This is a genomic window from Mesorhizobium sp. P2_E10, assembly GCF_056404235.1.
Genome location: NZ_JBFUEK010000003.1, coordinates 92,802 through 117,331 on the forward strand (window position 1 = coordinate 92,802; position 24,530 = coordinate 117,331).

Below are 24,530 nucleotides of genomic sequence, written 5' to 3' on the forward strand. Positions count from 1 at the left end.
CATTGGATTTGCGCACGCCGCGCAGCTTGAGCTCAGCCTTGGCTTGCCTCTCGGGCACGTGAAGTCGTGCCGTCATTGGTTTCATCCTGCGCCATCGCCAGCGGCGCGCCTGGTTCGCCTTCCCAAAGGATCAGGCTGGCGGCGCCGATCAGTCCGGCCCGGTTGCCGAGCAGCGCCGGCACGATCGGCACGTCGCGGTAGGCCGGCATTGCCCGCTGCTGGACGACCGCCCCGATGCGCGGAGCCAACAGGTCGAAGCCATTGGCAAGGCCGCCGCCCATGACGATCAGATCCGGCGAATAAAGGTGAAGCAGATTGGTGAAGCCGATGCCCAGCCAGTTTGCCTCCGCGTCGACCAGCTCAAGCGCGCTGACATCGCCGGCCCGCGCTGCCTCGATCACATGCCGGGCCGACACGTCGCCGTCCGCCGAAAGGCGCCGCAGCGCAGAGCCATCGCCAGGCGAGGTCAGCGCCGTGGCGCGCCGCCCGAGCGCGGTTCCGGAGGCGACCGCCTCGAAGCAGCCGATGGCGCCGCAAAAGCAGCGCTCGCCTTCGCCGGTGATGGTCATGTGGCCGATCTCGGCCGCCAGCCCGCGCCTGCCATGATAGATGTGACCCTCGGCAACGACGCCGCCGCCAATGCCGGTCGATACGGTGACGAACACCATCGATCCGGTGCCGCGACCTGCGCCAAAACGCCATTCGCCGAGTGCTGCCGCATTGGCGTCGTTCTCCAGCCGCACCGGCAGGCCGAAATGCTTGCCCAAAATGTCGATCAGCGGCACGTCATGCCAGCCGGCCAGCGTCGGCGGCGCAATGACGATGCCGGCCTTGGGATCGAGCGGCCCCGGCGCCCCGACGCCGATGCCAGCGACCTTGGCCTGGGGGTGCTGTGTCAGCAGCTCTCCGGCCAGCGTGATGATCTGGCCGATCACCGCTTCCGATCCCGCACCCGCCATCGTCGGCGCCGAAACATGGGCGACCACGCGGCCGCCGCTGCCGACCAGCGCGCCGCGCAGCTCCGTTCCGCCGAGATCGAAGGCAAGCGCGACCTTTGTCATCAGGCGGCGACCTTCAGCCCATGCAGCCAGGCCATGCGCTGCGCAAGGTCGGGGTCGCCGAAAGCCAGAGAGCCAAGCACCACGGTTTCGGCGCCCGCGGCGCGCAGCCGCGGCACCGTCTCGTGGCGGATGCCGCCATCGGCCGCCAGGATGATGTCGGCTTCGCGGCCGGCTTTTCGCATCAGCGCGCGTGCCTCGATCAGGCGCGGGCAGGCCTGGTCGGACAGGCCCTGCCCCTTGACGCCGATGGATGTGCCGAGCAGCGTCACGAAGGCCACTTCGGGCAGGAAGGGCGTGACGGCGCTGACGGGCGTTTCCAGCCGCAGCACCACGCCGGCCTCGACGCCGAGCTCATGCGCCAGCCGCACGGCGCGCAGGCCGGCTTCGCCATTCTCCGCATGGACGCTGATCAGGTCGGCGCCGGCCTCGATGAACTGGCGCGTCTGCTCCTCGACGATTTCCGCTTCGACCATCAGGTGCACATGGATCGGCCGCGCCGTCAGATTGGCGATGCGCGCCACCAGGTCGGGAAAGAACAGGAAACCAGGTGTGAAGCGGGCGTCTGCGACGTCGATGTGATGCAGATCGACAAAGGCATCGATGCGCTTCAGATCGCGCTCCATATTGGCGAGGTCGGCCGACCACAGCGAGAACTCGCCGAGCAGCCGGTTGCGCGGCAAGGCAGCTATGGCAGCACGGCCGGACAAGGATTTGGTGGTCATGACGCAACAAGGCTCCGAACTTTGAAGTGGGTGTGAAGGAAGGTGGTGATCTCAGCCTGCAGCTCGGCGAAATGCCTGTTGCTATCGAGCGCCTTGGATGTGATTTCCACGAAGGTCGCGCCGGGAATGGCTGTGGCAAGCGTGTGCGCCGCCGACAGCGGATGCAGGGCATCGAGAGTGTTGCCGACGACCAGCGTGGGGATGCCGAGCGCAGCGGCGTCGCTTGTCGAGACGCCGGGTCCATCGGCAGCGATGTCGGCGAGGACCTGCGCGAACGCTGACCCATCCGGCCGGTCGAAATAGCCGAACAGCGAGGCGAGATTGTCGGGCGCCTCGCGCCGCAGCCGTGCGGCCGTCTGCGACTGCGCGAAGATTTCTTTCGCTTTGTCGGGGCCGTAGCCGAGGATGAGGCCGGCAACCTCGGCGATCGGCCGCAGGTTCGCCGGCGCCTTGTCGAACGTCCAGGCTGGCCGCACCAGCATCAGGCCCGCGACGCGATCAGGATGGCGGCAGGCGAGGCGCAACGCAATCGCCGCGCCCATCGAAATGCCGCCGGCGACGAAACGGTCGAGACCGGCCTGGTCGGAGGCGGCGAGCACATCATCGGCGAACATCTCGAAAGAGAATGGCCGGCTGCTGCCGAGTTCCGAGCTGCCGTGCCCGCGGCATTCCAGCGTGATGCGTCGGCCGGCGGCGGCGGGGAAGGATTGCAAGACCTGCGCCTCGTTGCCGCCCAGCCCATGCTGGAAGGCGACAGAGAGCCCGTCCCCGCTGTCGGAAACCCGAAGCGTGGCGTCGTCGCGCAGCAAGGTGGCCGGGCGCGGCATCAGGCCAGCCCTTTCAGGAATCGGGCGACACCGGGCGCCTCTTCGGCCGATAGCCCGTGCGTGACCAACGGTCCGTCAAAGCCTGTTGCCTTGAGCCGGGCGACGAAATCGGGGAAGTCGACGACGCCTTGGCCGGCAGTGGCGAAGCGGCCGTCGACGAAACGGTCCTTGGCGTGGGCCATGGCGACGTGGCCGGCTGTGGCTTCGACGGCGGCAGTGACGATGGCGCGCGCCTGCCCGGCGCTCGCCTGCTCGAACAGGTTTGCCGGATCGAGCACGATGCGCAACCGCTTCGAGCCCATCTCGGCGATGAGGCGCATCGCGTCCGCCGCCGACGTCACGATGTTGGCCTGTTCGGGCTCGATCCCGAGATCGACACTGTGGCGCTCGGCAAGTTCAAGCGCCTTTTCCATCTCGACTGCCATATCGGTCCATGCCGAGGGGTCGGCATTGTCCGGATGGTGCGCCCATTGGTCGTCACGATTGCGCGTTCCGGTGCAGAGCGTCACGAGTGGCGTGGCAAGCCTTGCGGCGGCTTCGATCACCACCGTCAGCCGGCGCAAGCCATCGGCGCGTACCTGCTTGTCCGGATGGGCCATGTTGTAGGTGCCGGAGAGCGCCACCAGGGCGACGCCTGAGGCATCGGAAGCGGCCGCAATACTGCGGATGGCGTCGTCAGGCACCGCATCCGGCATCGACGGCAGACCGGCGCAGGCAAGGTTGAACTGGGTGACGGCAAATCCCGCTTCGCGTACCGCCGCCAGCACGCCGGCCGGTTCGCTGCCCGGAAACGTCTTGGCGAACACCCCGATCTGCATCACACCGTTCCCGTCACGGCAGCGATCTCGACGCGCTCGCCGCTTTCGACCGAGCGGGCAATCGCCACCATGGCGCGGATCGAGGCGAGGCCGTCCTCGACATTGGCGCCGCGCATCGGCTTGCCGTCGAGCACCGTCTCGGCGAGACCTTCGAGCTGGCGCCTGAAGAAGTGCCCGTCGGCGCCGAGCGGCTTGCGCGAGGTCGCATCCTTCTCGTGAAAAATGTCGACCTCGCTCGCCCGGAAATACCAGGGATTGAAGGTCTTCGCGATCACCGAGCCGTTCTCGCCATAGAGCTGAAAACCTTCGTGCCAGTCCATGCGCACGGCCACTGTGAGGTCGAGATGGCCGAGCGTGCCATTGGCGAATTCGGTTTCGACGAACCAGCAATAGGCGCCGAATTTTTCGTTGAGACGCGCGCGCACCGCAACGATCTCGCCGCAGAGAAAACGCGCGGTGTCGACGAGGTGCGAGCCATGCGCCAGCATGAAATATTGCCGCAGATCGGCCTTCGGATTTCCCGCTGGCTTGCGCGCCAGTTTGCTGGTGACCGGTAGCGGCTGGATGGCGTCGGTGTTGGTGTAGCGATGGGTGGAATCGCAATACCAGGCCTTCAGCGCCAGGATCTCACCCATCTCGTCGCGAACGAAATCGCGCGCTGCTTCCAGCGCTGGGTCGAAGCGCTTCATGTGGCCGACCTGCAGCACCTTGCCGGAGCGCTTGACCGCATCGGCGAGCTTCTGGCCTTCCTCGACCGAGACGCCGATCGGCTTTTCGCACAGAACGTGCTTGCCGGCCGCCAGCGCCTTGATCGACATCGGCACATGATAGGCGTCCGACGTCGCGACGATCACCGCCTCCAGTTGCGGGTCGGCCAGCATGGCATCGTAGTCGCCATACATCTTCTCGGGCTCATAGGTCGCGCCCATGCGTGCCAGCAAATCGGGGGCGGCATCGCAGATCGCATAGAGGTCGGCGTTGCTGGCCTTCACGCAGGATTCAAGATGGGCGAATTGCGCGATCGGACCGCAGCCGAGCACTCCGACACGAAGACGACGGTCTTGCTTGCGGATCATGGTCTCTTCCTCACGCGCCGTAGCCGCGCATGGTCTGGCGGTTGGTCTTGACCGCGGCCGCCGGGTCGGCGGCGGCGGTCTCGGATTCTTCTTCCAGCACCAGCCAGCCGTTGAAGCGTGGCGCGGCGCTGGCGATGTCGATCACGGTCTGGGTGTCGCAGACGCCCTTGCCGAGCATGGCCCAGATGCCCTTGGCGTCGACGTCCTTCAAATGGACGTAGCGGATGCGGTCGCGGTAGGTGGTGAGCGTATCGGCCATGTCGGCGTGGCCGCGCAAGATGTGGCCGGTGTCGGGCACCCAGCCGACCAGCGACGGATCGAGCAGCCCGAAGATGCGGTCGTAATCGGCGCGGTCGAACAGCAGCGTGTTGTGGTGCGAACTTGGATGCACCGCGACCTGGACGCCGGCCTTTAGGCCGAGTTCACCAGCCTTGTTGTAGACGTCGGCCGCGATGGCAAACTTGTCGTCGCGCGGTCCGTCGGAGACGACCGTGGCCGAACCCATCGAGACCAGTGCGCCGGGAAATTGAGCCGCGAAATCGATCCAACGCTGCGCTGCCTCGAGGTCGATGCCGATCCTGTCCTTCAGCGTAAAACCGCTCTTCGAGCCGAAGGCGAAGGACACCAGCGTCAGGCCGGACGCCTTCAGTGCCGTGGCGAATTCCGCCGGCTTGTCGGCATAGCGGCCGATCATCGTGTCGGTGATCTCGATGCCGGCATAGCCGCCATCGGCGATCGCCTTCAGCAGGTCGTCGGGGCCGCCGGCAAAACGGTCTCCGAGCATTTCCCAGGTAAAGGTCTGGCAGCCGACTTTGAGGTCTTTCACGTTCATCCTTTCATTCCTTGATGCCGCTCATTTTGATGCGCTCCATCCGTTCTCCGTGGGAGGGGCATCCTACTTGACCGAGCCTGCGGTCATGCCGGCGAGGAAATACCTCTGGGCAACGAGGTAAATCAGCAAGAGCGGCAGCGAGCCGAGCACGCTCATCGCCATCATCTGGTTCCATTCAAAGGCGTGCTGCCCCATCAACAGCTGGATACCGATCGGGACGGTGCGCATGGACGTTGACTTCGTCAGCGTCAGCGCAAACAGGAATTCGTTCCAGCACAACAGGAAGGTGTAGACCGACGTCGCAACGATACCAGGCAGTGAAATCGGGACGATCACCCGCCAGAGTGCGGTCCAGCTGGTGCCGCCGTCGACAGCCACCGCTTCATCGAGATCGCGGGGCAAGGTGTTCAGATATCCCGTCATCAGCAGGATCGCGTAAGGCAGCGTAAACACCAGGTAAGTCAGGATCAGTGCGACGTAGGTGTCGAAGATGCCATACGAGACGACAAGCCCGAAGAAGGGGATCAAAAGCGTGATTGGCGGGATCGTCTGCGTGCTGATGATGAGTGTGTTGAGGCTGCCTTTGCCGCGGAAATTGAAACGGCTGAACCCATAGGCCGCCAGCAAGGCGATCAGCACCGTCAGCACGGTCACTGATCCGGCCACGAAGTAGCTGTTGAAGAAGAAGCGCAGCTTTACCGGGTCGCCGAGGATGGCCGCATACGCTTCCAGCGTGAAGGCCTTCGGCAGGATGGTTGGTGGCAGGGCAAAGATTTCGGTATTCGACTTGAACGAGCTGCTCAGCATCCAGTAGATCGGGAAGGCCGCGAAAAACAGCCCTGCGGCAAGCGCGACATGCAGCGCGACGGTGATCAGCCTGTCTTTCGGCGTGTGCCTTTTCCTCATGGTGACTACCGAGCCTTTTGATAGCGGATGTAGAACAGCGTCAGGCCGAGAGAGATCAGCAGGATGACCACGGCGCTCGCCGACGCCTGCGACAGGTTGTAGCTCGAAAACGCCAGCTTGTAGGTGTAGGTGCTCAGCACCTCGGTCGAGTAGATCGGACCGCCGCCCGTCGTTATCCAGATCAACGGGAAGACCTGCATGGTCCAGATGAAGTCGAGCAGCGAGATGCTGATGATGATCGGCATCAGCTGCGGGATGGTGATGAAGATCAGCTTCTGGTAGGCCTTCGCCCCGTCGATGTCGGCGGCCTCATAGAAATCCTTGGGAATGCCCTGCAAGCCTGCGAGCAGGCTGACCATGAAAAGCGGGTAGCCCGCCCAGATATTGGCGAAGGTGACGGCGTGCAGCGCGGTCGCGGTCGAGGAAAACCACTCGACCTTGGAACCGATGATGCCCATCTGCATGAGAATGCTGTTCACGACACCGTTCGGCTCGAGCAGGAGGCGCCAGATCACGGCGATAATCACCGCGGTGAACAGCCAGGGCAGTATGTAGAGCACGCGCAGGACATTGCGCAGCGTCGGATTGATGCGGTCGCTGTTCAGCATCAGCGCGAAGACCATGCCGATGGTCATGTGGAAAATGACACTCATGCATGTGAAGTAGAGCGTATGCCACAGCGAAGCCCAGAACACCGGATCGTCGAAGATCGCCTGATAGTGTTTCAACCCGGCAAAGGACGGGTCGCGACGCAGCACCGCGCTGTTCTGGAACGAGTACGCAATCACCGTCACCATCGGCAGCAGCATCAGAAGGCCGATTATGAGGAGCGAGGGCGACAAATAGAGATAGGGTACGACCGCTCGTTTCAGTCTATGGTGGGAGCGCTTCTGCCGGGTCATGTGCCAACCTTGGGATACACCTTCAAGAGAAGGTGAGCTTCGCAAACAGGTCCATCTCAAATTGCCGATCCGTTGTTGCCGGGTGGCCTGCCCGAAGTCAGGCCACCCGGTCGAAGATAGCAAACGGGGAACAGGCCGATCAGAATTTCGCCATCCAGCCCTTTTGCGCCGCAGCGGCCGCCTCCGCCGGCGTTTGCTCACCGGCAAGCATCTTTTGAGCCTGCACGTCGAACTGGGTCATCAGGTCTTCAGCCACCGGCAGGCCGGTGAACTCGTTGGCGAGATAGCCGGTCTTGAAGATTTCGAAAGCCTTGCCGAAAGCCTTGTCGGACGTCACGAAGTCGGGCTTGGCGTTGACGTTGCCGGGGAAGGCGTTGGCAAGCGAAACCAGCTTCGCGTTCACCTTTTCACTCATCAGATACTGGACGAGTTTCCATGCCTCTTCCTGATGTTTCGAGCTGGCGGAGACGCCGATGCCCCAGGAGGCATAGGGAAGGCCGCGCTTGCCGTCATAGTTCTCCACGACCGGGACCGGGATGAGGTCGAAGTTCAGGTTGGGATTGCGTTTGCGGATGAGGTTCACATGCGCGAGCGAGTCGATCATCATCCCGACCCGGTTGTTGACGAATTCCTCGACCTTTTCCTGTTCGGTCTTGGTGGCGATACCGGGCGAGATGGTGCCGGCATCGTTGAGCGATTTGACGAAGGTGAGCATATCCACCACCGGCTTGCCTTCGAGGTCAGGCTTGCCGTTCGCCATCATCGATTGGCCCGAAGCCCAGACCCACGACATCAGATCGTTCTGGACTCCGCCGGGAGACTGCAGCGACAGGGGCAGCACCCAGCCATACTCGTTCTTGTCTGCATGGGTCATCTTCTTGGCGGCGTCGAGAAATTCCGCGCGGGTCGACGGCAGCTTGGTCACGCCTGCCTTGGCGGCGAGGTCCAAATTGACAAAGACCGGATAGACGAACGAAGCCACGGGAAACATCACCGCCTTGCCGTCCACCTTGATGATATCCGCGACCTGGGTCTTGTCGAACTTGCTCGCATCCATCATCGGGTTCATGTCTGCCAGCGCACCCTGCGCGTTCAGATTGTTCACCCAGGCGCCATCGAGACCGACGACGTCGCTGAGCGTGCCGGTTGCTGCGCCAACCGAGATCTGGTCTCGCGTGGTCGCGTAGGGGCCGCTGACCAGCGTCACCTTGATCCCGGGATTTGCCGTCTCGAACTCATCCATGATTGCCCTGAGCGAGCCAGCCGGCAATTCGGGCTCCCACCATTGGGTGAATTCCAGCGTCGTGTCCGCCGCCATGGCGCTGGTTGCGCCAAGCAACCATGCGGCCGCGGCTATTTTCAGCATCGCGGGTTGTATCCGAAACATCGTTTTCTCCTCCTTTTTCAAGATCGACCGCACAATGCGAACGATCGTCTGCTCTATTCAGAAGCCTTCTTGTCTTCCGCAGGCGCCTCGCTCTCGCCTGCGTCTTCCGCAGATCTTCAGATCGCCAGATGCGTCTCGGGATCGAAGAAATGGAACTTGGTATCATCCACGGCCAACCGGATTTCCGAGCCGGAGTGGATGGCGCTGACCGGCTCGAATCTCGCCACCGCGTTCGATGCCAGGCCAAAATCGTCCACCGCGTCCGGATCGCCGGAGTCCACCCGGACCGCGTCGATGTTCAGGTGGACGATGTGTTCAGAGCCCAGCTCTTCGATCGAAGTGACCTTGGCGGGTATCGTCTGATACTTGCGGCCGGATTCGAGGCTGCTGTCATAAAGATGCTCCGGCCGTATGCCGAACACGATCTTGCGCCCCTCATAGGACCTCAGGGCGGGCCTGCCGACGAAAGCTGCATCCTGCAGCCGGATGGCGAAGCTGCCGGACATCAGTTCGTCGCCCGTCAGGGTCGCCTCGAAAAGGTTCATCGAAGGAGAGCCGATGAAGCCGGCAACGAACGCGTTCACCGGCGATTCATAGAGTCTCTTGGGTGTGTCGACCTGCTGCAGCACGCCGCCTTTCAACACCGCGACCCTGTCGCCCATCGTCATCGCTTCGATTTGGTCGTGGGTCACGTAGATGGTCGTTACGCCGAGCTGCTTTTGCAGGCTGGTGATTTCGGCGCGCATCTGCACGCGCAGTTTCGCATCCAGGTTGGAAAGGGGTTCGTCCATCAGAAAGGCGGCCGGCTCGCGCACCATGGCGCGGCCCATCGCAACCCGTTGACGCTGTCCGCCTGAGAGGTTCGCGGGTTTGCTGTCCAGCAAAGACGTCAGCTGAAGCGTTTTGGCGATCTCGTCCACGCGCTTCTTGCGCTCGGCCTTCGGCTTGCCTGCCAGCCGCATCGAAAAGGCGATGTTTTCGAACACCGTCATATGCGGGTAAAGCGCATAGCTCTGGAAGACCATCGCGATGTCGCGGTCCTTGGGCGGCATGTCGACGACGTCGACTCCGCCGATCCGAAGGCTGCCGCTGGTGATGTCCTCCAATCCCGCGATCATTCGCAACGCGGTGGATTTGCCGCAGCCGGACGGCCCGACGAGAATCAAGAACTCGCCGTCCTCGACCAATAGGTTCAATTGGTCGATTGCGCGAAAATTGTTCCCGTAGGTTTTGCAGATATTCTCAAGAATGACTTCTGCCATATTCCTCCCTCCACAAGTCTAAGCCACTGATTTTTATGATTACTATCGGCTTGTGTTCACCTGCGAAATATTTCCTTGTTTCACGCTATGTTCCAGTATCGAGCTGCGCATATCTCAGTTCGACTGCAGACGGCGCGCTCGTCGATGCCAGCAGTTCCGTGACCTGGTCGTAGGTAGGAAGCGCCTCGCGCCCGCCACGCCCCGTTATCGAAAGGGCCGCCGCTGCGGCCGCGAATGCCACCCGGCCTGCGGTGTCGGCTCCGCGCGTCAACGCATGGGCATAGGCGCCGTGAAAGCAGTCACCGGCGCCAGTCGAGTCGACGACGACAACCCGGTGCGGGGGCAGGTGCCAGAGACCTCTGTCTTCACGCCCGCGATAGTACACGCCCCTGCCACCATCGGTCAGAACCACGGCGCTCCGCGACGGCAACCACAATGCATCGAGTATCTCGGCGGGCGATCGGCACCCCGTGGCAGTCCGCGCAAAGCCGAGGGGAAGAATGAGATGGTCGCAGAGCGCGATCAGCAGCTCCGTGGCTGCGCCGCTGCTCCATTCGATATCGCCGAGGATGGCGAGGCCGAGATCGCGAGCCCGAGCCACGACATCCAGCGACCGGATCGCGTAGCTATCGACGATCAGGACGGTCGCGCGGCTGAGGATATCGTCCGGAAAGTCCGGAGCGGTGCCCAGCATCGCATCGTCGTCATACGCGATGAACCGTTCCCCGTCCGAGCCGACGGTGATGCGCGAGCGTACCGGACGCGCGTCGGGATGGCGCGGCGCGAACGCCGTTTCAACACCGCTCGCAACGAGATCGCACAGCACGACGTCGTCAGCGGCACTGCCAAGCCATCCGACGAACCCGGCGGTTCCGCCGAGCCGCACGACGGCAGCCAGTGCCGTCGCGACATTTCCCCCGAAAGCGCGGGCGCTCTGCAGAACCTTCCCCTTGCCCGCCGACAACGGCTGATCGACATAGACGATGTCGTCGATGGCAATAGCGCCGAAGCCGAGGATCGAGGGGACGGTGGGCATCGTTCAGGCACCCGCCTTCGCCAGCGCGTCTTGCGCCGAAAGGCCGTCATGGATGACGCCCCGGAAGGCAAGCGCTGCCTTCTGCGGATCGCCATGCCCCCAGAGATTGCGGCCGACCACGGCACCGCGTGCGCCGGCACGAATGGCGTCCGCCGTCTGCTGAAGCGCGCCGAGCAGCGTGTCGGTCTTCGGACCACCCGCGATCACAACCGGCACCGGGCAGGTCCGGACGGTCTCTCGGAACGATTCGAAATCGCCCGTGTAGCCGATCTTGATCACGTCGACGCCGGACTCGTAGCCGATGCGCGCCGCATAGGCGATCTCGTCGGGGGTGAAGACGATTTTTGCTCCGTCGGTGAAATCGCGAGGGTAGATATGCGCCACCACAGGCATGCCGTAGCGGGCCGCTGCATTTACCGAATCGGTCAGCCAGCGTATGTATTTGCCCTCGGTCGCGCCGCGCACCGGAATGGCCACGGCCAACGCATCGGCCCCCGCGCGCACCGCATCCTCGGGCGTTGCGATCAACTCGCTGATGCGATCGTCCGCAGTGAAGCAGCCCGCCTGAATCACCAGGGAAGCCTTGCCCGCATATTGCGGCCACAGATGGCGAGCGGTGCCAGGCTGGATGCTGACATAGTCGGGTTTGCCCGCCATGACGCGTGCGAGCGCACCCGGCAGGTCGGCAAGGCCGCCTTTGCGCACGTCGCCATAGCCGACGAAGTGGTCGACCGCGCCGCCAAAAAGGTTCCCCGATGGATGCGAGAAGAGGCGCGCAAGACGCACTTTGGTTCCTAGGCTCATGAGTGCAAAATTCCCTGATCGTTTGATTTCAAAACCCTGGATCCAGTGTCTCCAGTGAGCGCATGACCCACGGGCTTCGAGCCGGAGACCGGCCCTTTCGTCACGTCTGTCATTTTCTCCTCCTGGCGCTGGCAGCCTCCCAATATCGGGCCAGCGTTCCCATATGTTCTATAAAAATTTTACGCGCGTCAACATTTAAAATGCTGTATAGCGGTTTTCGAGCGGGACCGGCTGCTGGTGCAACGGGACAGCCAGTGTATCATGCGTTGGGAGGTGAGACTGAAAATGCAAGCAAAATCAAAGGCGAAGCTCGGCATCGGCGTCATCGGATGCGGCAACATCTCGATGACCTACCTGCGCAATGCGGCGCTCTTCGGCGGCGTCGAGCTACGTGCCTGCGCCGACATTTCCACAGAGCTGGCGGCGCTGCGCGGCCGCGAATACGGCATCCGGGCGGTCAGCGTCGATGCGCTTCTGGCCGATCCCGAGATCGATCTTGTGCTCAACCTGACCATCCCGTCGGCACATTTCGACGTCTCGTTTTCAGCGCTCTCGGCAGGCAAGCACGTCTTCACCGAAAAGCCGCTGGCGACCTCGGCCGGCGATGGCCGTCGCCTTGTCACCGAGGCGGCGCAGCGCGGTCTGCTGCTGGGCTCGGCGCCGGATACGTTTCTTGGCGCCGCCGGCCGGCGGGCGCGCCGCCTGATGGACGAGGGCGCGATCGGTCGCGCGGTGACCGGCACCGCCTTCATGATGGGGCGCGGCATGGAGCACTGGCATCCCAATCCGCAATTCTACTACCAGCCCGGCGGCGGCCCGGTCTTCGACATGGGTCCCTATTACCTGACCATGCTGGTCAACCTGCTCGGGCCGGTGGCGCGCGTCATGGCGATGGCGACGCGCGGCCAGGAAGAGCGGTTGATCACTTCTGAAGGTCCCTACAAGAACACCAGTTTCAAGGTCGGCACGCCGACCAACATCCTGTCGCTGCTGGAATTCCGCTCGGGCGCTACCGTCACCTTCGGCGCCTCCTGGGATGTCTTCAAGCACTCCAACCACCCGATCGAGTTGCACGGCACCGAAGGCTCGCTGAGGCTGCCGGATCCCGACACGTTCGGCGGCACCGTTTCGCTTTCGGAGCGCGGCGCCGATTGGGTCGACTTCGCCAGTGAGAGCGAACTCTACGGCGCGCGCAACTGGCCTTACGCCGCGCCCGACCGCGCCAACTACCGCATGCTCGGCGTCGCCGATCTGTCCCGTGCGCTGGCGACGGGCAGAAGGCCGCGTGCATCCGGCGACCTTGCGCTGCATGTGCTCGAGATCATGGAGGCGATCCTCGCTTCGGGCGAAAGCCGCGGCTCTGTCGCCGTCAACGGCACGGTCGATCAGCCGCCGCTGCTTGGCGAGGACGAGGCGAAGAGCCTGCTTGCCTGAGTGAGATTGCCGTTCATGACACCATCGCCTTCGCCCTTGCTCGATCCGCAAGCCCGCCATGTACTCGACCTCAGCCAGCAGGCGCCCGCGCCGCTGTTCGAGACCGGAACGCCTGACGAAGCGCGCCGCGCCTATGTCGCGGGCCTTCCAACACTGCAGGGCGAGCGCGAACCGGTCGCTTCGCTGAGCGAACCTACCATCGCCGGCCCCGGTGGCCCGTTGCCGCTCAGGATCTATCGCGGCCAGGGCGCGGCGGCAGCCGGCGCGCCGGCGCTGCTCTATCTCCATGGCGGTGGCTGGGTGATCGGCAATCTCGACTCGCATGACGAGATCTGCCGCTGGTTTGCCAACATCGCGGCCTGCGTCGTCGTTTGCCCCGACTACCGGCTGGCACCGGAGCACAAGTTTCCCGCGGCAATAGAGGATTGCCGCGCGACGTTTGCCTTCCTGCAAAGCGCGGCTGGCGCTCTCGGCCTCGACCCCAGGCGGATCGCTGTCGCCGGCGACAGCGCCGGCGGTAATCTCGCCACGGTGCTTTGTCTGATGGCGCGCGGGGATAAAAATCCGCCGACGGCACAATTGCTGTTCTATCCCAACACCGATGCCGCGCAGGCGGCCGACAGCTATCGCCGCTTTGCCGAAGGCTACGGCCTCACCGCGGCAACCATGGCTTGGTTCCGTGATCACTATGTCAGCCATGCCGGCGATATCGACGACTGGCGCGTGTCGCCGCTGAAGGCCGCCAGCCTTGCCGGCGCAGCACCTGCCTTTGTCGCCATCGCCGGTCATGACATTCTCGCCGACGAAGGCGAGGCTTATGCTAGGCGTCTGCAAGATGACGGCGTGCCAGTCGTGTTGCGCCGCTGGCCCGGCCAGATCCACGGCTTCGTCTCGATGGGCCGCCATGGTCCCGCGTCGCGAGAGGCGGTCAGTGCCGCGGTTGCCGCGTGGCGCGGCTTCGATGGAGCAGCCTAGGCCGACTGACGCATCACCAAGGTCGCGTCGAGATTGACCTTGGCGGCAACCGCCGCGCCATCCTCGTTCAGCAAGGCCAGCAGCGTCTCGACACTGCGCCCGGCCATGGCGGCAAAATCCTGCGCCATGGTGGTCAGGCCGGGGCAGGTGTAGCGGCTCAGCGGATGATCGTCATGGGCCGCGACACGCAGGTCGCAATCACTCTTGCGGCCGACCTTGAGACCTTGCGCGAAAGCGGCCGCCATCACGCCGAAGGCGAGACGGTCGTTGTTGCACAGGATGGTCTTGCCCGGCAGGCCGCCATTGCCGAGCATCTTTTCCATCTGCTCGTAGCCGATCCGTTCGAAGTCCCATGTGTAGTCGTCGATGTTGCCGATGACGACGGGCTCGTGTCCGAGCCGCTTCATTGAGGCGACATAGCTCTTCAGCCGTTCCGGCGAATTGTGGTTGACGTGCGGAATATCGAAATAAACCGGGGCGTCGCCGGACCGGCAGAGATAGTCGACGATGGTCGAGACACTCTGGCTGTTGTTGTTGCCGACGAAGGGCGTGCCGCCTTCGAGATAGGTGTCGAAATAGACGACGGGTATGGCCTGCGTCAGCTTCTCCAGCGTGCGATGGTCCGAACGCAGGCCAAGCGGCGCGATCAGCGCGCCGGAAACTTTCAGGGAGAGGATGGTTCGCGTCGCCTCCACTTCGAGTTCGCGCGAGCCGTGCGAGGAGATGACGATCGGCCAGTAGCCTTCGTCGCGCAGCCGAAGTTCGATGCGGCTGACCATCTCCGAATAGAAGGGATCGGCAACCGTCGGCACCATGATGCCGATGCTGCGCGTCCGCTTGCGGTTGAGGTTGCGGGCAAACAGATTGGGCTGGTAGTCGGAGGAACGCAGTGCTTCCTCGATCCGCTTTCGCGTCGCCGGCTTGACGCTGGTCGGATCGTCGAAATATTTCGACAGTGTCGGCCTGGAGACGCCGCAGGAGCGGGCGAAATCCTCCATCGTCTTGTGCGTTACCGGCATTCAAATCCTCGCGGCACGGACACCCAGCATCTGGTCGCCTCGGCGCCGCCCCATGCCTCTACATACGGTGCGCCGGCTTGCAACTGCAAGGCGAAATTTTACAGACAATTTCGATAGTTTCCATGCGTAAATTTATTATTTGACGCGAAAAAGCACAAGCCGCATTTCACAGGGCAGCGGATGAACCGCGCTTCTGGGCAAAGGCTCGGTCGTTGTGTGCTAGCTTCCGGCCAGCGACAGCCCGCGGGCGCGCTCGCGCAGCAGCGCAAGCAGCTCGGTCCGCCGCGCTTCCGGCGTGTCGACGGGCAACACGAAACACAGTGTCCTGTTGATGGCGCCGTGGCCGTCATGGATGGGGGCCGCCATGCACCAGGTGAAGCGGTCGGCCAGCGCGGCGGTTTCGCTGAAACCTTGCCGGTGCGCCGTGGCGACGTCGGCAAAGAACTCGGCCGGCGCAATGACGCGGCCGTCGGGAAGCTTGTAGTCGCCTGGCGGAATGAAGTCCTTCAGCTCCTGTTCGCTCATATGGCCGAGCAGCAGCCGTCCCGACGCCGTCCACGGGATCGGCACCTCGACCCCGACATCGCTCGAAATGCGGAACGGGCCGGGCGAGTCCCGGCAATCGAGGACGACATATTTGTTGCCGCGCAGGCCGCACAACTGGACGGTCTCGCCGGTCTCGGCGGCCAGCCTGTCCAGGGTCTCGAGGATGCGCCGGTAGTGGGCGTTGTGGTGCGAATAGGCCCAGCCGAACAAATGCATCGCCCGTCCGAAATAGACGTAGCCTTCCGAGCCGACATTTTCGAGCATCTCGGCTTCGAGCAAGCTGTTGACGATCTCGTAGGTGGTCGAACGCGGCGCGCCGATCATCTTGGCGATGTCGCCGACGCGCATCGGCGCGCGGTGCCTGAGCAGCGCCTCGAGCAGCATGATGACGCGGTCGATGCCGCGGCGGCGTTCGCTATTGCGCGGCTCGGCGCCGGCTTCGGTTTCGATCACGCCATCGCTCATCTCAGCCGCATCCGCACAAAATCATTTCAGCCCTCGTCTCAAGACGCTTGAAAGATGTCAAGGCTCGGACTAGCATCCCATTTGTCCGATATACAGACATGATGTCTGAAATACCAGACAAACTAACGAGCCTGACGCAGAAAGTCCCGACGAAAAACAGGCGGTTTCCGAACTCGGAAACCGGTGGGTTTCTTCGTCTCGACCAGCCGTGTCCGGGCATAACTTCAGAAGGGAACAATCATGATGAAATCATCGTTTTTCGCATCCGTCAGCGCCCTTTGCCTCGGTCTCGTCCTGGGCCTCGGCGCCGCCTCGCAGGCCAACGCCGCCGCCAACTGCATCAAGGGCGACCGCAAGGCGCCGTACACGATCGGCTGGGCCAACATCTATTCCGTGCCGACCTGGATGAAGCAGACGCAAGGCACGATCGAAGCCGAAGTCGAGACCCTGAAGAAACAGGGACTGGTCGACAAGCTCGTCGTCACCGACGCCCAGGGCGACGCCAACGTCCAGATCCAGCAGATCCAGTCGATGATCGACTCCGATGTCGACGCCATCATCCTGATCGCCGGTTCGTCGACCGCGCCGGCGCGCGTGCTGGCCGACGCCTGCGCCAAGGGCATCGCCATCATCAACTTCGACAGCCTCGTCGACACCGACAAGGTCACCGCCAAGGTCAACACCGATTCCTCCCAGTGGGGTGACCAGGCGGCCAAGTTCCTGATCGACGCCATCGGCGGCAAGGGCAAGATCCTCATCCTCAACGGCCCGGCCGGCGTTTCGGTCAGCGACGACAGACGCAAAGGCGCCGACGCTGCGCTCAAGGCTCATCCCGATGTGACGGTGCTTGCCGAGACCAACACGCCTTACAATGTCGCGCCGGCCCAGGAAGCCGTCACCAGCCTGCTCTTCGCCAACCCTGAGATCGACGGCATCCTGTCGCTCGGCGGCGCCCTGTCGGCCGGTGCCGTGCTCGCCCTCGACAAGCAGGGCCGCGACCAGGTGCCGATCACCGGCGAGAACGCCCGTCAGTTCCTCGAACTGTGGAAGGAAAAGGGCCTGAAGAGCTGGGCGACGATGCAGCCGAATTGGCTCGGCGCCTTCGCCACCTACACCGCCGTCCAGGCGCTGGAAGGCAAGGACGTGCCGGCTTTCGTCAAGATCCCGCTGCCGGTCATCGACAATTCCAACATCGACGAATACCTCGCCCGGGCCAAGGATTTCCCGGCTGACGGCTACATCTATTCGCCCTACGATGAGGAGCTGTTCAAGAAGCTGCTGGCCCAGAAATAAGCCTGAAGGGTTGTAGCATTGACAACCATGGCTCCGCTGCTCGCGGCGCGGGGGGTGTCGAAGTCTTTCTTCGGCAACCCCGTCCTGCGCGACGTTTCCTTCGCTCTCCAGCCGGGCCGCGTGCATGCGCTGCTCGGCGAGAACGGCGCCGGAAAGTCGACCTTGATCAACCTGTTGTCAGGCGCGCTGCGCCCGGACGGCGGGACGATCGAGGTCGATGGACGCGCGGTCTCGCGCATGACCCCGGCTGTTGCGCGGCAGGCCGGGATCGCCGTCGTTCAGCAGGAACTCAGCCTGACGGCCAGTCTGTCCATCGCCGAAAACATCGGGCTCGGCGCCTATCCCAGGCGGTTCGGCCTGGTCGACTATCGCGAGCTCGCCGCGCGGGCCAGGGCCGCGTGCGATCTTGTCGGGCTGCACGAGCCGCTGTTGACGCCTGTCGGGCATCTGTCGCTCGGCCGCCGGCAGATGGTGGAGATCGCCAAGGCACTCTACCGCCGGCCGCGCGTGCTCATTCTCGACGAGCCGACGTCGTCGTTGTCGGCAACCGAAACGAAGATCCTCACCGACTTGCTGCAGCGTTTGCGCAGCGAAGGCATAGCCATTCTCTACATCTCGCATCGGCTGAACGAAGTCATGGCGCTGTGCCAGCACGTCACGGTTCTTAAGGACGGTTCTTGCACGGCCGACCGCACCCTGGAAGGAACCGACGCCGCCGGACTGGTGCGGCTGATGGTCGGCCGCGATCCGGGTGACCTCTTTCCGCGTTGGCAGCCTTCGGCCTCACCTGCCGACGCCATCTCTGTCCGCAAATTTGCAGCCGGCCTGATGCATGACGTCGATCTCGACATCAAGACGGGCGAGGTGCTTGGCATCGGCGGCCTGGTCGGGCAAGGCCAGGAAGATCTGCTGCTCGGCGTCTATGGCGCCATTCCGGCACGCACGGCATCGGCGACCGTCAACGGCGCGTCGGGCCTGCCCGGCGGCGTTCCGAAAGCCAACGCAGCCGGCCTCGCCTATGTGCCGGCCGACCGCAAGCGCGAAGGCCTGCATTTGATTCATCCCATCATCACCAACATGATGCTGCCGGCCTTCGCCAGGCTGCCAGCGCTGAAGCTGCGCAGCCGCCGTGCCGAGCGCGAGACGGCCAAAGGCCTTGCCGCCCAGCTCGGCATCAAGGGCGACCTTGGCCGTGCGGCGCAGGCGCTGTCGGGCGGCAACCAGCAGAAGGTGGCGCTGGCCAAATGGATGCCGCACGACCCGCTCGTGCTTCTCCTCAACGATCCGACGCGCGGCGTCGATGTCGAAACCAAGCGTGAGATCTACATGATGCTTCGCAACTTCGCCGCCGCCGGCAAGGCGGTGGTGCTGCTCAGTTCCGACACGCCCGAACTGGTGCACCTTTGCGACCGGGTCGCCGTCGTCCGCGACGGCCGCATCGTCGCCATGCTCGAACGCGAAGCGCTGAGCGAGGAAGCCATCGTTTCCGCCGCGATGGGCGCCGAACAGCGGAAGGTTGCGGCATGAACACAGCGCCTTCCGCACGACAGACCGGCGCGCTCTACTGGCCGGTTCAGCTGCGCCGCAATGTCGGCGTGCGCAGCCTGTTTGCCGTCGTCCTGGTGTTTCTCGTCGCCTATGGGTTCCTCTTTCCCGGCCTGTTCACCGCCTCCGGTTTCGCCAAATTCACCCAGAGCTGGTTTCCATTGGCGCTAGTCGCCATGGCGCAGGCGATCCTGATGCTCACCGGCGGCATCAGCCTGGCGATTGGTGCGACGGTCAGCCTCGGCGCGGTCATCGCCGCGACGACGATGGCCGGGCCGCTGGGCGTGGCCGGCGGCACTGCTGCGGTGGCGCTGACCGGCCTCGGCATTGGCGCCGCCACCGGCTTCATCGTGGTGCGGCTTCGCCTGCCGGCAATCGTGGTGACGCTCGCCGGTTCCTTCATCATCGGCGGCGCCGCACTGCTCATCCTGCCGCGGCCTGGCGGCGCCATTCCGGCGTGGTTGTCTGACTTGCTTGCCGGCAACACGCCGGCCGCATTCGTGTTGCTGGTGCTCATCGTTTTGCTGTGGAAGCTCTATCTCGCCACACCGCTTGGCTTGAGCCTCTATGCCGCCGGCGAGAATCCGGTCGGCGCCTATCGCTCCGGCGTGCCGGTCGATGGCGCGCGCATCGCCGCCTACGCGATCAGCGGTCTGCTCTCCACCGGCGCCGGCCTGTTCGTTGCCGCACAGACCGGTTCAGGCGACCCGGTCATCGGTGCGGCCTTCACGCTGAATTCGATTGCCGCTGCCGTGCTCGGCGGCATCGGCTTCCTCGGCGGCCAGGGCACGATGCGCGGCGCGCTTGCGGGCAGCCTGCTGCTCAGCCTGATGATCAGCGTCATGTTCTTCCTCGGCTTCACGCCGGTCGCCCAATATGTCGCGCAGGGCCTGATCATCATCGGCGCGGTCGCCATCCCGCAATTCCGCAAGGTGCAGCAATGACAGCATGGAATGAGAGCGCAGGCGGCAAGCGCGCCGTGACGATCATGCGCAGCCGGCCGTTCCTGACAATTGCCATCGTTGCCGCGGTCTGGATCGTGGCGAGCTTCGTTTCGCGCGGCTTCGGCGCCTACGGCCATTTGCGCTACCTCGTCGAGCTCGGCGCCGTCATCGGCCTGGTGGCTGCAGGCCAGACCTTCGTGGTGATCGCCGGCGGCATTGACCTTTCCGTCGCGGCCATCGTCACCGTCAGCGCCGTCAGCCTGCCTTTGCTATCGTGGCAGGCTGATCCGACTGGCCTCACCGCCATCCTTACCGTTCTGGTGTTGACCACGGCAATCGGCCTGGTCAACGGGCTCGGCGTCGCGCTGCTGCGCGTCCACCCGATGATCATGACACTGGCCATGGCGACATTCCTGCAAGGCCTTCTGATCATAATCGCCGGCGGCAGCGCGGTGACCGCCGAGAATCCGCTCGTTCACTGGCTCGGCAATGGCCGGCCGGCCGGCATTCCGGCCGGCGTGCTGTTGTGGATGGTGGTCTCCGTCATCGTGCTGACGACGATGCATGCGACATCGCTCGGCGCCCGGATCTTCGCCATGGGCGCCAATCCGCTCGCCGCGGCCCTATCCGGGGTTCCGGTCACGTCGACGACACTCGCGGTCTACGGCATCAGCGGCTTCTGTTCGGGGCTTGCCGGCGTGCTGGTCCTAGGCATGAACGGACAGGGCTATGTCGGCATCGGCGATCCCTATCTGCTCGCCTCGATTGCCGCCGTGGTGCTCGGCGGCACTTCGATCCTCGGTGGGCTCGGCACCTATGCCGGCACCATCCCCGGAGCCATCCTGCTGGTCACCATCACCGCGCTGATCACCGTCGTCAACGCGTCGCCCGGGTGGCGCAGCATCCTGTTCGGCTCGCTGATCCTCGGCCTGCTGCTGCTCTCAGGCCGGGAGCAGGCGCGCCGATGACACATCGTCCAGCCGGTAGATGCGCTTTGCATTGCCGAAGAACAGCGCCGTCTGTTCGTCGGCGGAAAAGTCCACTGTGATGGTCTTGAAGCCATCATATATGTCATCGAACGATGCATGCAGGCCGGCGACCGGAAAGTCGCTGCCGAACATGGCGCGCCCGGTGCCGAAGCAGTCGATGCAGTGCAGGACCACCGGCCGCAAACTGTCGAGCGTCCAGTCATGATCGTAGGCGACCAGGTCCGATATCTTGATGGCGACGTTGTCGCGCTCCGCCAGAAGCCGCAGCCCGTCGCGCCATCTCCGCATACCGTCGGCGTCGCGGTCGATCGGACTGCCACAATGGTTGAGAACGAATTGCTGGTCGGGGAAGGCGGCCGCAAGCCGCGCCGCGTCGCCGAGCTGGCGCGGAAACACCATCAGGTCGAAGGCAAGCCGGTGAAGGCCAAGCAAGGACAGGCCGGCGCGCCAGGCCGGATCGTCCATGATGCTGTCGCGGGCGGCAAAGCGGCGAGCGGGATCAGGGTCCCAGCTCAATATGTCACGCACACCGACGACACGCTCGAATGCCACTTGCGCCTCAAGCAGCGCCGGCGCCTGGCGGTCGGCAAGCGGCACGTGAACGACGTAGCGGGCGGCGACGTCGCGCGATTTGTCGAGTGTTTCCAGCCAGCGCGTTTCACCGACACAGTCGTCACACGCCCAGCCGGCTTCGACATGCACCGTGGCGACGACATTGTGCCCTATTGCGTCGCGCGCATAATCCTGCGGCAGATAGTTACGCCGCAACGGATCAAGCTCGCCCAGGCCGCCGCGCTCGCCGGCCGTGGCGGTGAGCCAGGGATGCCGTCCCAGGCCGAGATCCCACAGATGATGATGGGCGTCGATGATCGGTCCGGCGTAAGGTACTGGCACGCGTCTCTCTCATGCTGCGGCCGGCATCGATCCCGGCTTCGTTCTGCGACATTGAAGGGTTAGCATCGGATGACTGAAAACTCACCGGTTCCACCGCTTGTCGTGCGCGAAAATTTCCGACTCGACGATCGCATCCGTGGCGTGCCGCCCGGCACCACCTGGCTGGACAGCAGCCTTGTCGCAGCCGAGCACTGGCATCCGGCCGATGGACGCATGGCGCTGCCGGTGCTGACCCTCGACGAGGCAGCCTTCGCCGCCAACCGCGACCTGTTCCTGCGCTATGCGCGCGAACACAATGTTGCGATTGCACCGCATGCCAAGACGCCGATGGCGCCCGACCTTGCCCGGTCGCTGGTCGAGGCCGGCGCATGGGGCACAACCGTCGCCGACATCAGGCAGGCCACGGTGATGCTCAAGGCCGGCCTGACACGCCTGATCATCGCCAATGAAGTTGGCGGAGCCGGCGGCGCCAGCCGGCTGGCGGTACTTGCCGGTGCCTGGCCGAAAGCCGAACTCTATGTCTTTGCCGACTCGGTCGATGCCGTGAACGCACTGGCCGAGACCTGGCACGCCAACCCTGCACTGCCGCCCTTACATGTGATGGTCGAACTCGGCGCGGGCAGGGCAGGCGCCCGCACCACCGCGCAAGCCGAGGCCATCGCCGATGCGATCACGGCTGCCGGGCGGCTCAAGATCGCCGGCGTCGCGACCTATGAAGGGGCCGCAGCGCAACCCGAGCCCGGCCGCACCGATGCGGTGATATCCGGCCTGCTGGCAATGACCGCCGACATGTTCCTGCGGCTGCGCGCCCGCGTCGGCGGCGGTTCGCCGCTGATCGTCAGCGCTGGCGGCTCGGTCTTCTTCGACAGAGTGGTCGCGGCACTTTCGCCGGTGGTTTTCGGCGACGGCAATGCGACGCTGCTGTTGCGCAGCGGCGCCATCTTCTTCCACGACCACGGCACCTATGACCGCTCGCTCGGGGCGCTCGATGCCCGCAAGGGTTTTGCCATTGGTGGCATCAGCGCCTCAGCGCGGCATTCGTTTCGCCCTGCTTTGCGCCTGTGGACCGAAGTGCTGTCGCGGCCGGAGCCCGGCCTCGTCATCTGCGGCATGGGCATGCGCGACGTGTCGTTCGACCAGGGCTTTCCAACGCTGCTCACCGTCTTTCGTGCCGGCAAGCCGCTGCCGATGCCGGCGGCGCGCGCCGAGGTGGTCAAGCTCAACGACCAGCACGCCTTCCTGTCGATTGCACCGAGCGACGACATCGCCGTCGGCGACGTCGTCGAATTCGGCATCTCGCACCCCTGCACCTGCCTCGATCGCTACCGCGTGATCTTCGGCGTCGATGCCACCGGCCGCGTCCGCCACGCTTTCCCCACCTGGTTCGGCTGACCAGATCTCCAAAAAGAGAACCTCGAAAGGATCCGATATGATCAAGTATTTTCAGTCCGGCTCGCGCATGTCGCAGGCGGTCGTCTATGGCGGCCTCGTCCACATCGCCGGCCAGGTGGCCAATGACCGCAAGGCCGGCATCGAGAGCCAGACCAGCGACGTGCTGGCCAAGGTCGAGGCGCTGCTGGTCGAGGCCGGCAGCAGCAAGTCGAAGCTGGTCGCTGTCAACATCTTCCTGCCGCAGATCGGCGATTTCGAGGCCATGAACAGCATCTACGATGCCTGGGTCGATCCTGCCCGCCTGCCGGCGCGTGCCTGCGTCGAGGCGCGTCTGGCCGATCCCGACCTGCGCATCGAAATCACCGCGGTCGCGGCGGTCTGACCATGCACACCGGCCTCGCCCACACGCTCGACTTCGACCGCGACGGCAAGACGCTTAGCCATCTCAGTATCCCGTTCTCGATCGACCGCTCGCCCTACTTTCAGGTCAAGGTGCCGATCTGCCTAATCGGCAATGGCGATGGCCCGTCGCTGTTTCTAATGGCCGGCAATCACGGCGACGAATATGAGGGCGAGCTGTCTCTGGCCAGACTGGTGCGCCGGCTCGATCCGAAGCGGATCAAGGGCCGCATCACCATCATGCCGATGGCCAACGCACCGGCCGTGATGGCCGCCAAACGCTGTTCGCCGCTTGACGGCGGCAACCTCAACCGCGCCTTTCCCGGCGACCCCTCGGGCACGCCGACAAGCCGTCTGGCCAATTTCCTCGAGAAGGAGCTGTTCCCTCGCCACGACGTCATCTTCGACATCCATTCCGGCGGCACGTCGATGGAGCATCTGCCGACCGCACTGGTCGAACGCAATTCCGATCCCGAGCGCCATCGGCGCGGCGTCGAGCTGATGCGCACGCTCGGCATGCCCTACGGCTTCATAGCCGACAACGGCCAGGCCTCGCCAACCTCGATGGGCGCGGCGCGGCGCGCCGGCGCCATCGGCGTCAGCGGCGAGTTCGGCGGTGGCGGCACCGCAACGGTCGATTCGATGGCGATCACCGCCCGCGCCCTCGACAGTCTGATGGTGGCACTGGGTGTGGTCGACGCACCGGTTCTTGGCGCAGGCGAAAAGCCTGCGGCGCCGACGCGGCTGTTGTCGCTGTCCCGGCACAGCCAGGGCCTCTACGCCACCCGCCGCGGCTGGTTCGAGCCCGCCGTCAGGCTGGGTGACAGCGTGAGCGCAGGACAATTGGCCGGCTGGTATCACGATCTCGAACAGCTCGATGTTGCCGAGCAAGCCCTGCATTTCGCCGAAGGCGGCATCGTACTGTCACGCCGGCTGCACACGATGTGCGCGGCCGGAGACTGCCTGATGCAGGTCGCCGAGCCCGTCGCGGGCTGAAGTCAT

Annotated in this window: 24 protein-coding genes; 9 read left to right on the forward strand and 15 right to left on the reverse strand. The window is 64.3% G+C overall.

Features of this window, described 5'->3' with window-relative positions; all coding sequences use genetic code 11:
* Positions 1–32 precede the first annotated feature (32 nt).
* The 12 genes from AC1D0N_RS09450 to AC1D0N_RS09505 all read right to left on the reverse strand — a co-directional run bounded on the left by AC1D0N_RS09450 (position 33) and on the right by AC1D0N_RS09505 (position 11,633).
* Positions 33–1,061, reverse strand: coding sequence for an ROK family protein (locus AC1D0N_RS09450; RefSeq protein ID WP_477243191.1), 1,029 nt, complete (start codon positions 1,059–1,061; stop codon positions 33–35).
* Positions 1,061–1,783, reverse strand: a complete 723-nt coding sequence (locus AC1D0N_RS09455) for a ribulose-phosphate 3-epimerase (protein ID WP_477243192.1) — start codon at positions 1,781–1,783, stop codon at positions 1,061–1,063. Before AC1D0N_RS09455 ends, AC1D0N_RS09450 begins: the two co-directional genes overlap by 1 nt.
* On the reverse strand, positions 1,780–2,610 hold the full coding sequence (locus tag AC1D0N_RS09460) for an alpha/beta fold hydrolase (protein ID WP_477243193.1): 831 nt from the start codon (positions 2,608–2,610) through the stop codon (positions 1,780–1,782). The genes AC1D0N_RS09455 and AC1D0N_RS09460 overlap by 4 nt, the downstream gene beginning before the upstream one ends.
* Positions 2,610–3,428 carry a sugar phosphate isomerase/epimerase family protein gene (locus AC1D0N_RS09465; protein ID WP_477243194.1) on the reverse strand — a complete coding sequence of 273 codons (819 nt, stop codon included), beginning with the start codon at positions 3,426–3,428 and terminating at the stop codon, positions 2,610–2,612. Before AC1D0N_RS09465 ends, AC1D0N_RS09460 begins: the two co-directional genes overlap by 1 nt.
* Complete coding sequence (locus AC1D0N_RS09470; RefSeq protein WP_477243195.1) at positions 3,428–4,504, reverse strand: Gfo/Idh/MocA family protein; 1,077 nt, start codon at positions 4,502–4,504, stop codon at positions 3,428–3,430. Before AC1D0N_RS09470 ends, AC1D0N_RS09465 begins: the two co-directional genes overlap by 1 nt.
* A 10-nt stretch (positions 4,505–4,514) precedes the next feature.
* Positions 4,515–5,336, reverse strand: coding sequence for a sugar phosphate isomerase/epimerase family protein (locus tag AC1D0N_RS09475; RefSeq protein WP_477243196.1), 822 nt, complete (start codon positions 5,334–5,336; stop codon positions 4,515–4,517).
* 63 nt (positions 5,337–5,399) lie between these two features.
* Positions 5,400–6,242: a carbohydrate ABC transporter permease gene (locus AC1D0N_RS09480; protein WP_477243197.1), complete on the reverse strand. Its 843-nt coding sequence runs from the start codon at positions 6,240–6,242 to the stop codon at positions 5,400–5,402.
* A gap of 5 nt (positions 6,243–6,247) precedes the next feature.
* Complete coding sequence (locus AC1D0N_RS09485) at positions 6,248–7,144, reverse strand: carbohydrate ABC transporter permease (protein WP_477243198.1); 897 nt, start codon at positions 7,142–7,144, stop codon at positions 6,248–6,250.
* A 139-nt stretch (positions 7,145–7,283) separates the two neighbouring features.
* Positions 7,284–8,531 carry an ABC transporter substrate-binding protein gene (locus tag AC1D0N_RS09490; protein WP_477243199.1) on the reverse strand — a complete coding sequence of 416 codons (1,248 nt, stop codon included), beginning with the start codon at positions 8,529–8,531 and terminating at the stop codon, positions 7,284–7,286.
* 116 nt (positions 8,532–8,647) lie between these two features.
* Complete coding sequence (locus tag AC1D0N_RS09495) at positions 8,648–9,793, reverse strand: ABC transporter ATP-binding protein (RefSeq protein ID WP_477243200.1); 1,146 nt, start codon at positions 9,791–9,793, stop codon at positions 8,648–8,650.
* 85 nt (positions 9,794–9,878) lie between these two features.
* Positions 9,879–10,829: a PfkB family carbohydrate kinase gene (locus AC1D0N_RS09500; RefSeq protein WP_477243201.1), complete on the reverse strand. Its 951-nt coding sequence runs from the start codon at positions 10,827–10,829 to the stop codon at positions 9,879–9,881.
* 3 nt (positions 10,830–10,832) lie between these two features.
* Positions 10,833–11,633 carry an aldolase gene (locus AC1D0N_RS09505; RefSeq protein ID WP_477243202.1) on the reverse strand — a complete coding sequence of 267 codons (801 nt, stop codon included), beginning with the start codon at positions 11,631–11,633 and terminating at the stop codon, positions 10,833–10,835.
* A gap of 285 nt (positions 11,634–11,918) precedes the next feature.
* On the opposite strand from AC1D0N_RS09505, the gene AC1D0N_RS09510 reads away from it, so the two are divergent.
* Positions 11,919–13,067: a Gfo/Idh/MocA family protein gene (locus tag AC1D0N_RS09510; RefSeq protein ID WP_477243203.1), complete on the forward strand. Its 1,149-nt coding sequence runs from the start codon at positions 11,919–11,921 to the stop codon at positions 13,065–13,067.
* A 15-nt stretch (positions 13,068–13,082) separates the two neighbouring features.
* Positions 13,083–14,042: an alpha/beta hydrolase gene (locus AC1D0N_RS09515; RefSeq protein ID WP_477243204.1), complete on the forward strand. Its 960-nt coding sequence runs from the start codon at positions 13,083–13,085 to the stop codon at positions 14,040–14,042.
* On the opposite strand, the gene AC1D0N_RS09520 is transcribed toward AC1D0N_RS09515, so the two are convergent.
* Positions 14,039–15,061, reverse strand: a complete 1,023-nt coding sequence (locus AC1D0N_RS09520) for a LacI family DNA-binding transcriptional regulator (protein WP_477243205.1) — start codon at positions 15,059–15,061, stop codon at positions 14,039–14,041. The two genes, AC1D0N_RS09515 and AC1D0N_RS09520, sit on opposite strands and share 4 nt — an antisense overlap.
* A gap of 219 nt (positions 15,062–15,280) precedes the next feature.
* Positions 15,281–16,072 carry an IclR family transcriptional regulator gene (locus AC1D0N_RS09525; RefSeq protein WP_477243206.1) on the reverse strand — a complete coding sequence of 264 codons (792 nt, stop codon included), beginning with the start codon at positions 16,070–16,072 and terminating at the stop codon, positions 15,281–15,283.
* Between the two features lie 240 nt (positions 16,073–16,312).
* Between AC1D0N_RS09525 and AC1D0N_RS09530 the strand changes: the two genes are divergently transcribed.
* Genes AC1D0N_RS09530 through AC1D0N_RS09545 form a run of 4 tightly spaced genes read left to right on the forward strand, consistent with a single transcriptional unit; the run spans position 16,313 to position 20,822 of the window.
* Positions 16,313–17,365: a substrate-binding domain-containing protein gene (locus AC1D0N_RS09530; protein ID WP_477243207.1), complete on the forward strand. Its 1,053-nt coding sequence runs from the start codon at positions 16,313–16,315 to the stop codon at positions 17,363–17,365.
* 27 nt (positions 17,366–17,392) lie between these two features.
* The gene (locus AC1D0N_RS09535; RefSeq protein WP_477243208.1) at positions 17,393–18,892 is read left to right on the forward strand and encodes a sugar ABC transporter ATP-binding protein; all 1,500 of its coding nucleotides are present in this window, start codon (positions 17,393–17,395) and stop codon (positions 18,890–18,892) included.
* Positions 18,889–19,854 carry an ABC transporter permease gene (locus tag AC1D0N_RS09540; protein ID WP_477243209.1) on the forward strand — a complete coding sequence of 322 codons (966 nt, stop codon included), beginning with the start codon at positions 18,889–18,891 and terminating at the stop codon, positions 19,852–19,854. The genes AC1D0N_RS09535 and AC1D0N_RS09540 overlap by 4 nt, the downstream gene beginning before the upstream one ends.
* Positions 19,851–20,822, forward strand: a complete 972-nt coding sequence (locus AC1D0N_RS09545) for an ABC transporter permease (RefSeq protein ID WP_477243210.1) — start codon at positions 19,851–19,853, stop codon at positions 20,820–20,822. The genes AC1D0N_RS09540 and AC1D0N_RS09545 overlap by 4 nt, the downstream gene beginning before the upstream one ends.
* On the opposite strand, the gene AC1D0N_RS09550 is transcribed toward AC1D0N_RS09545, so the two are convergent.
* Positions 20,796–21,737 carry an amidohydrolase family protein gene (locus tag AC1D0N_RS09550; RefSeq protein WP_477243211.1) on the reverse strand — a complete coding sequence of 314 codons (942 nt, stop codon included), beginning with the start codon at positions 21,735–21,737 and terminating at the stop codon, positions 20,796–20,798. The two genes, AC1D0N_RS09545 and AC1D0N_RS09550, sit on opposite strands and share 27 nt — an antisense overlap.
* 69 nt (positions 21,738–21,806) lie before the next feature.
* Between AC1D0N_RS09550 and AC1D0N_RS09555 the strand changes: the two genes are divergently transcribed.
* From AC1D0N_RS09555 to AC1D0N_RS09565, 3 genes are read left to right on the forward strand one after another with little or no spacing between them, the layout of a single operon-like run.
* On the forward strand, positions 21,807–23,129 hold the full coding sequence (locus AC1D0N_RS09555) for an alanine racemase (protein ID WP_477243212.1): 1,323 nt from the start codon (positions 21,807–21,809) through the stop codon (positions 23,127–23,129).
* Between the two features lie 37 nt (positions 23,130–23,166).
* Positions 23,167–23,511: a RidA family protein gene (locus AC1D0N_RS09560; RefSeq protein WP_027026214.1), complete on the forward strand. Its 345-nt coding sequence runs from the start codon at positions 23,167–23,169 to the stop codon at positions 23,509–23,511.
* Between the two features lie 2 nt (positions 23,512–23,513).
* Positions 23,514–24,524, forward strand: coding sequence for a succinylglutamate desuccinylase/aspartoacylase family protein (locus AC1D0N_RS09565; RefSeq protein WP_477243213.1), 1,011 nt, complete (start codon positions 23,514–23,516; stop codon positions 24,522–24,524).
* Positions 24,525–24,530: the final 6 nt, after the last annotated feature.

What these genes read in the sequence shown, in the direction of transcription:
- AC1D0N_RS09450 (WP_477243191.1), bottom strand. Translation starts at nt 1,061, where the DNA reads ATGACAAAGGTCGCGCTTGCCTTCGATCTCGGCGGAACGGAGCTGCGC.
- AC1D0N_RS09455 (WP_477243192.1), bottom strand. Translation starts at nt 1,783, where the DNA reads ATGACCACCAAATCCTTGTCCGGCCGTGCTGCCATAGCTGCCTTGCCG.
- AC1D0N_RS09460 (WP_477243193.1), bottom strand. Translation starts at nt 2,610, where the DNA reads ATGCCGCGCCCGGCCACCTTGCTGCGCGACGACGCCACGCTTCGGGTT.
- AC1D0N_RS09465 (WP_477243194.1), bottom strand. Translation starts at nt 3,428, where the DNA reads ATGCAGATCGGGGTGTTCGCCAAGACGTTTCCGGGCAGCGAACCGGCC.
- AC1D0N_RS09470 (WP_477243195.1), bottom strand. Translation starts at nt 4,504, where the DNA reads ATGATCCGCAAGCAAGACCGTCGTCTTCGTGTCGGAGTGCTCGGCTGC.
- AC1D0N_RS09475 (WP_477243196.1), bottom strand. Translation starts at nt 5,336, where the DNA reads ATGAACGTGAAAGACCTCAAAGTCGGCTGCCAGACCTTTACCTGGGAA.
- AC1D0N_RS09480 (WP_477243197.1), bottom strand. Translation starts at nt 6,242, where the DNA reads ATGAGGAAAAGGCACACGCCGAAAGACAGGCTGATCACCGTCGCGCTG.
- AC1D0N_RS09485 (WP_477243198.1), bottom strand. Translation starts at nt 7,144, where the DNA reads ATGACCCGGCAGAAGCGCTCCCACCATAGACTGAAACGAGCGGTCGTA.
- AC1D0N_RS09490 (WP_477243199.1), bottom strand. Translation starts at nt 8,531, where the DNA reads ATGTTTCGGATACAACCCGCGATGCTGAAAATAGCCGCGGCCGCATGG.
- AC1D0N_RS09495 (WP_477243200.1), bottom strand. Translation starts at nt 9,793, where the DNA reads ATGGCAGAAGTCATTCTTGAGAATATCTGCAAAACCTACGGGAACAAT.
- AC1D0N_RS09500 (WP_477243201.1), bottom strand. Translation starts at nt 10,829, where the DNA reads ATGCCCACCGTCCCCTCGATCCTCGGCTTCGGCGCTATTGCCATCGAC.
- AC1D0N_RS09505 (WP_477243202.1), bottom strand. Translation starts at nt 11,633, where the DNA reads ATGAGCCTAGGAACCAAAGTGCGTCTTGCGCGCCTCTTCTCGCATCCA.
- AC1D0N_RS09510 (WP_477243203.1), top strand. Translation starts at nt 11,919, where the DNA reads ATGCAAGCAAAATCAAAGGCGAAGCTCGGCATCGGCGTCATCGGATGC.
- AC1D0N_RS09515 (WP_477243204.1), top strand. Translation starts at nt 13,083, where the DNA reads ATGACACCATCGCCTTCGCCCTTGCTCGATCCGCAAGCCCGCCATGTA.
- AC1D0N_RS09520 (WP_477243205.1), bottom strand. Translation starts at nt 15,061, where the DNA reads ATGCCGGTAACGCACAAGACGATGGAGGATTTCGCCCGCTCCTGCGGC.
- AC1D0N_RS09525 (WP_477243206.1), bottom strand. Translation starts at nt 16,072, where the DNA reads ATGAGCGATGGCGTGATCGAAACCGAAGCCGGCGCCGAGCCGCGCAAT.
- AC1D0N_RS09530 (WP_477243207.1), top strand. Translation starts at nt 16,313, where the DNA reads ATGATGAAATCATCGTTTTTCGCATCCGTCAGCGCCCTTTGCCTCGGT.
- AC1D0N_RS09535 (WP_477243208.1), top strand. Translation starts at nt 17,393, where the DNA reads ATGGCTCCGCTGCTCGCGGCGCGGGGGGTGTCGAAGTCTTTCTTCGGC.
- AC1D0N_RS09540 (WP_477243209.1), top strand. Translation starts at nt 18,889, where the DNA reads ATGAACACAGCGCCTTCCGCACGACAGACCGGCGCGCTCTACTGGCCG.
- AC1D0N_RS09545 (WP_477243210.1), top strand. Translation starts at nt 19,851, where the DNA reads ATGACAGCATGGAATGAGAGCGCAGGCGGCAAGCGCGCCGTGACGATC.
- AC1D0N_RS09555 (WP_477243212.1), top strand. Translation starts at nt 21,807, where the DNA reads ATGACTGAAAACTCACCGGTTCCACCGCTTGTCGTGCGCGAAAATTTC.
- AC1D0N_RS09560 (WP_027026214.1), top strand. Translation starts at nt 23,167, where the DNA reads ATGATCAAGTATTTTCAGTCCGGCTCGCGCATGTCGCAGGCGGTCGTC.
- AC1D0N_RS09565 (WP_477243213.1), top strand. Translation starts at nt 23,514, where the DNA reads ATGCACACCGGCCTCGCCCACACGCTCGACTTCGACCGCGACGGCAAG.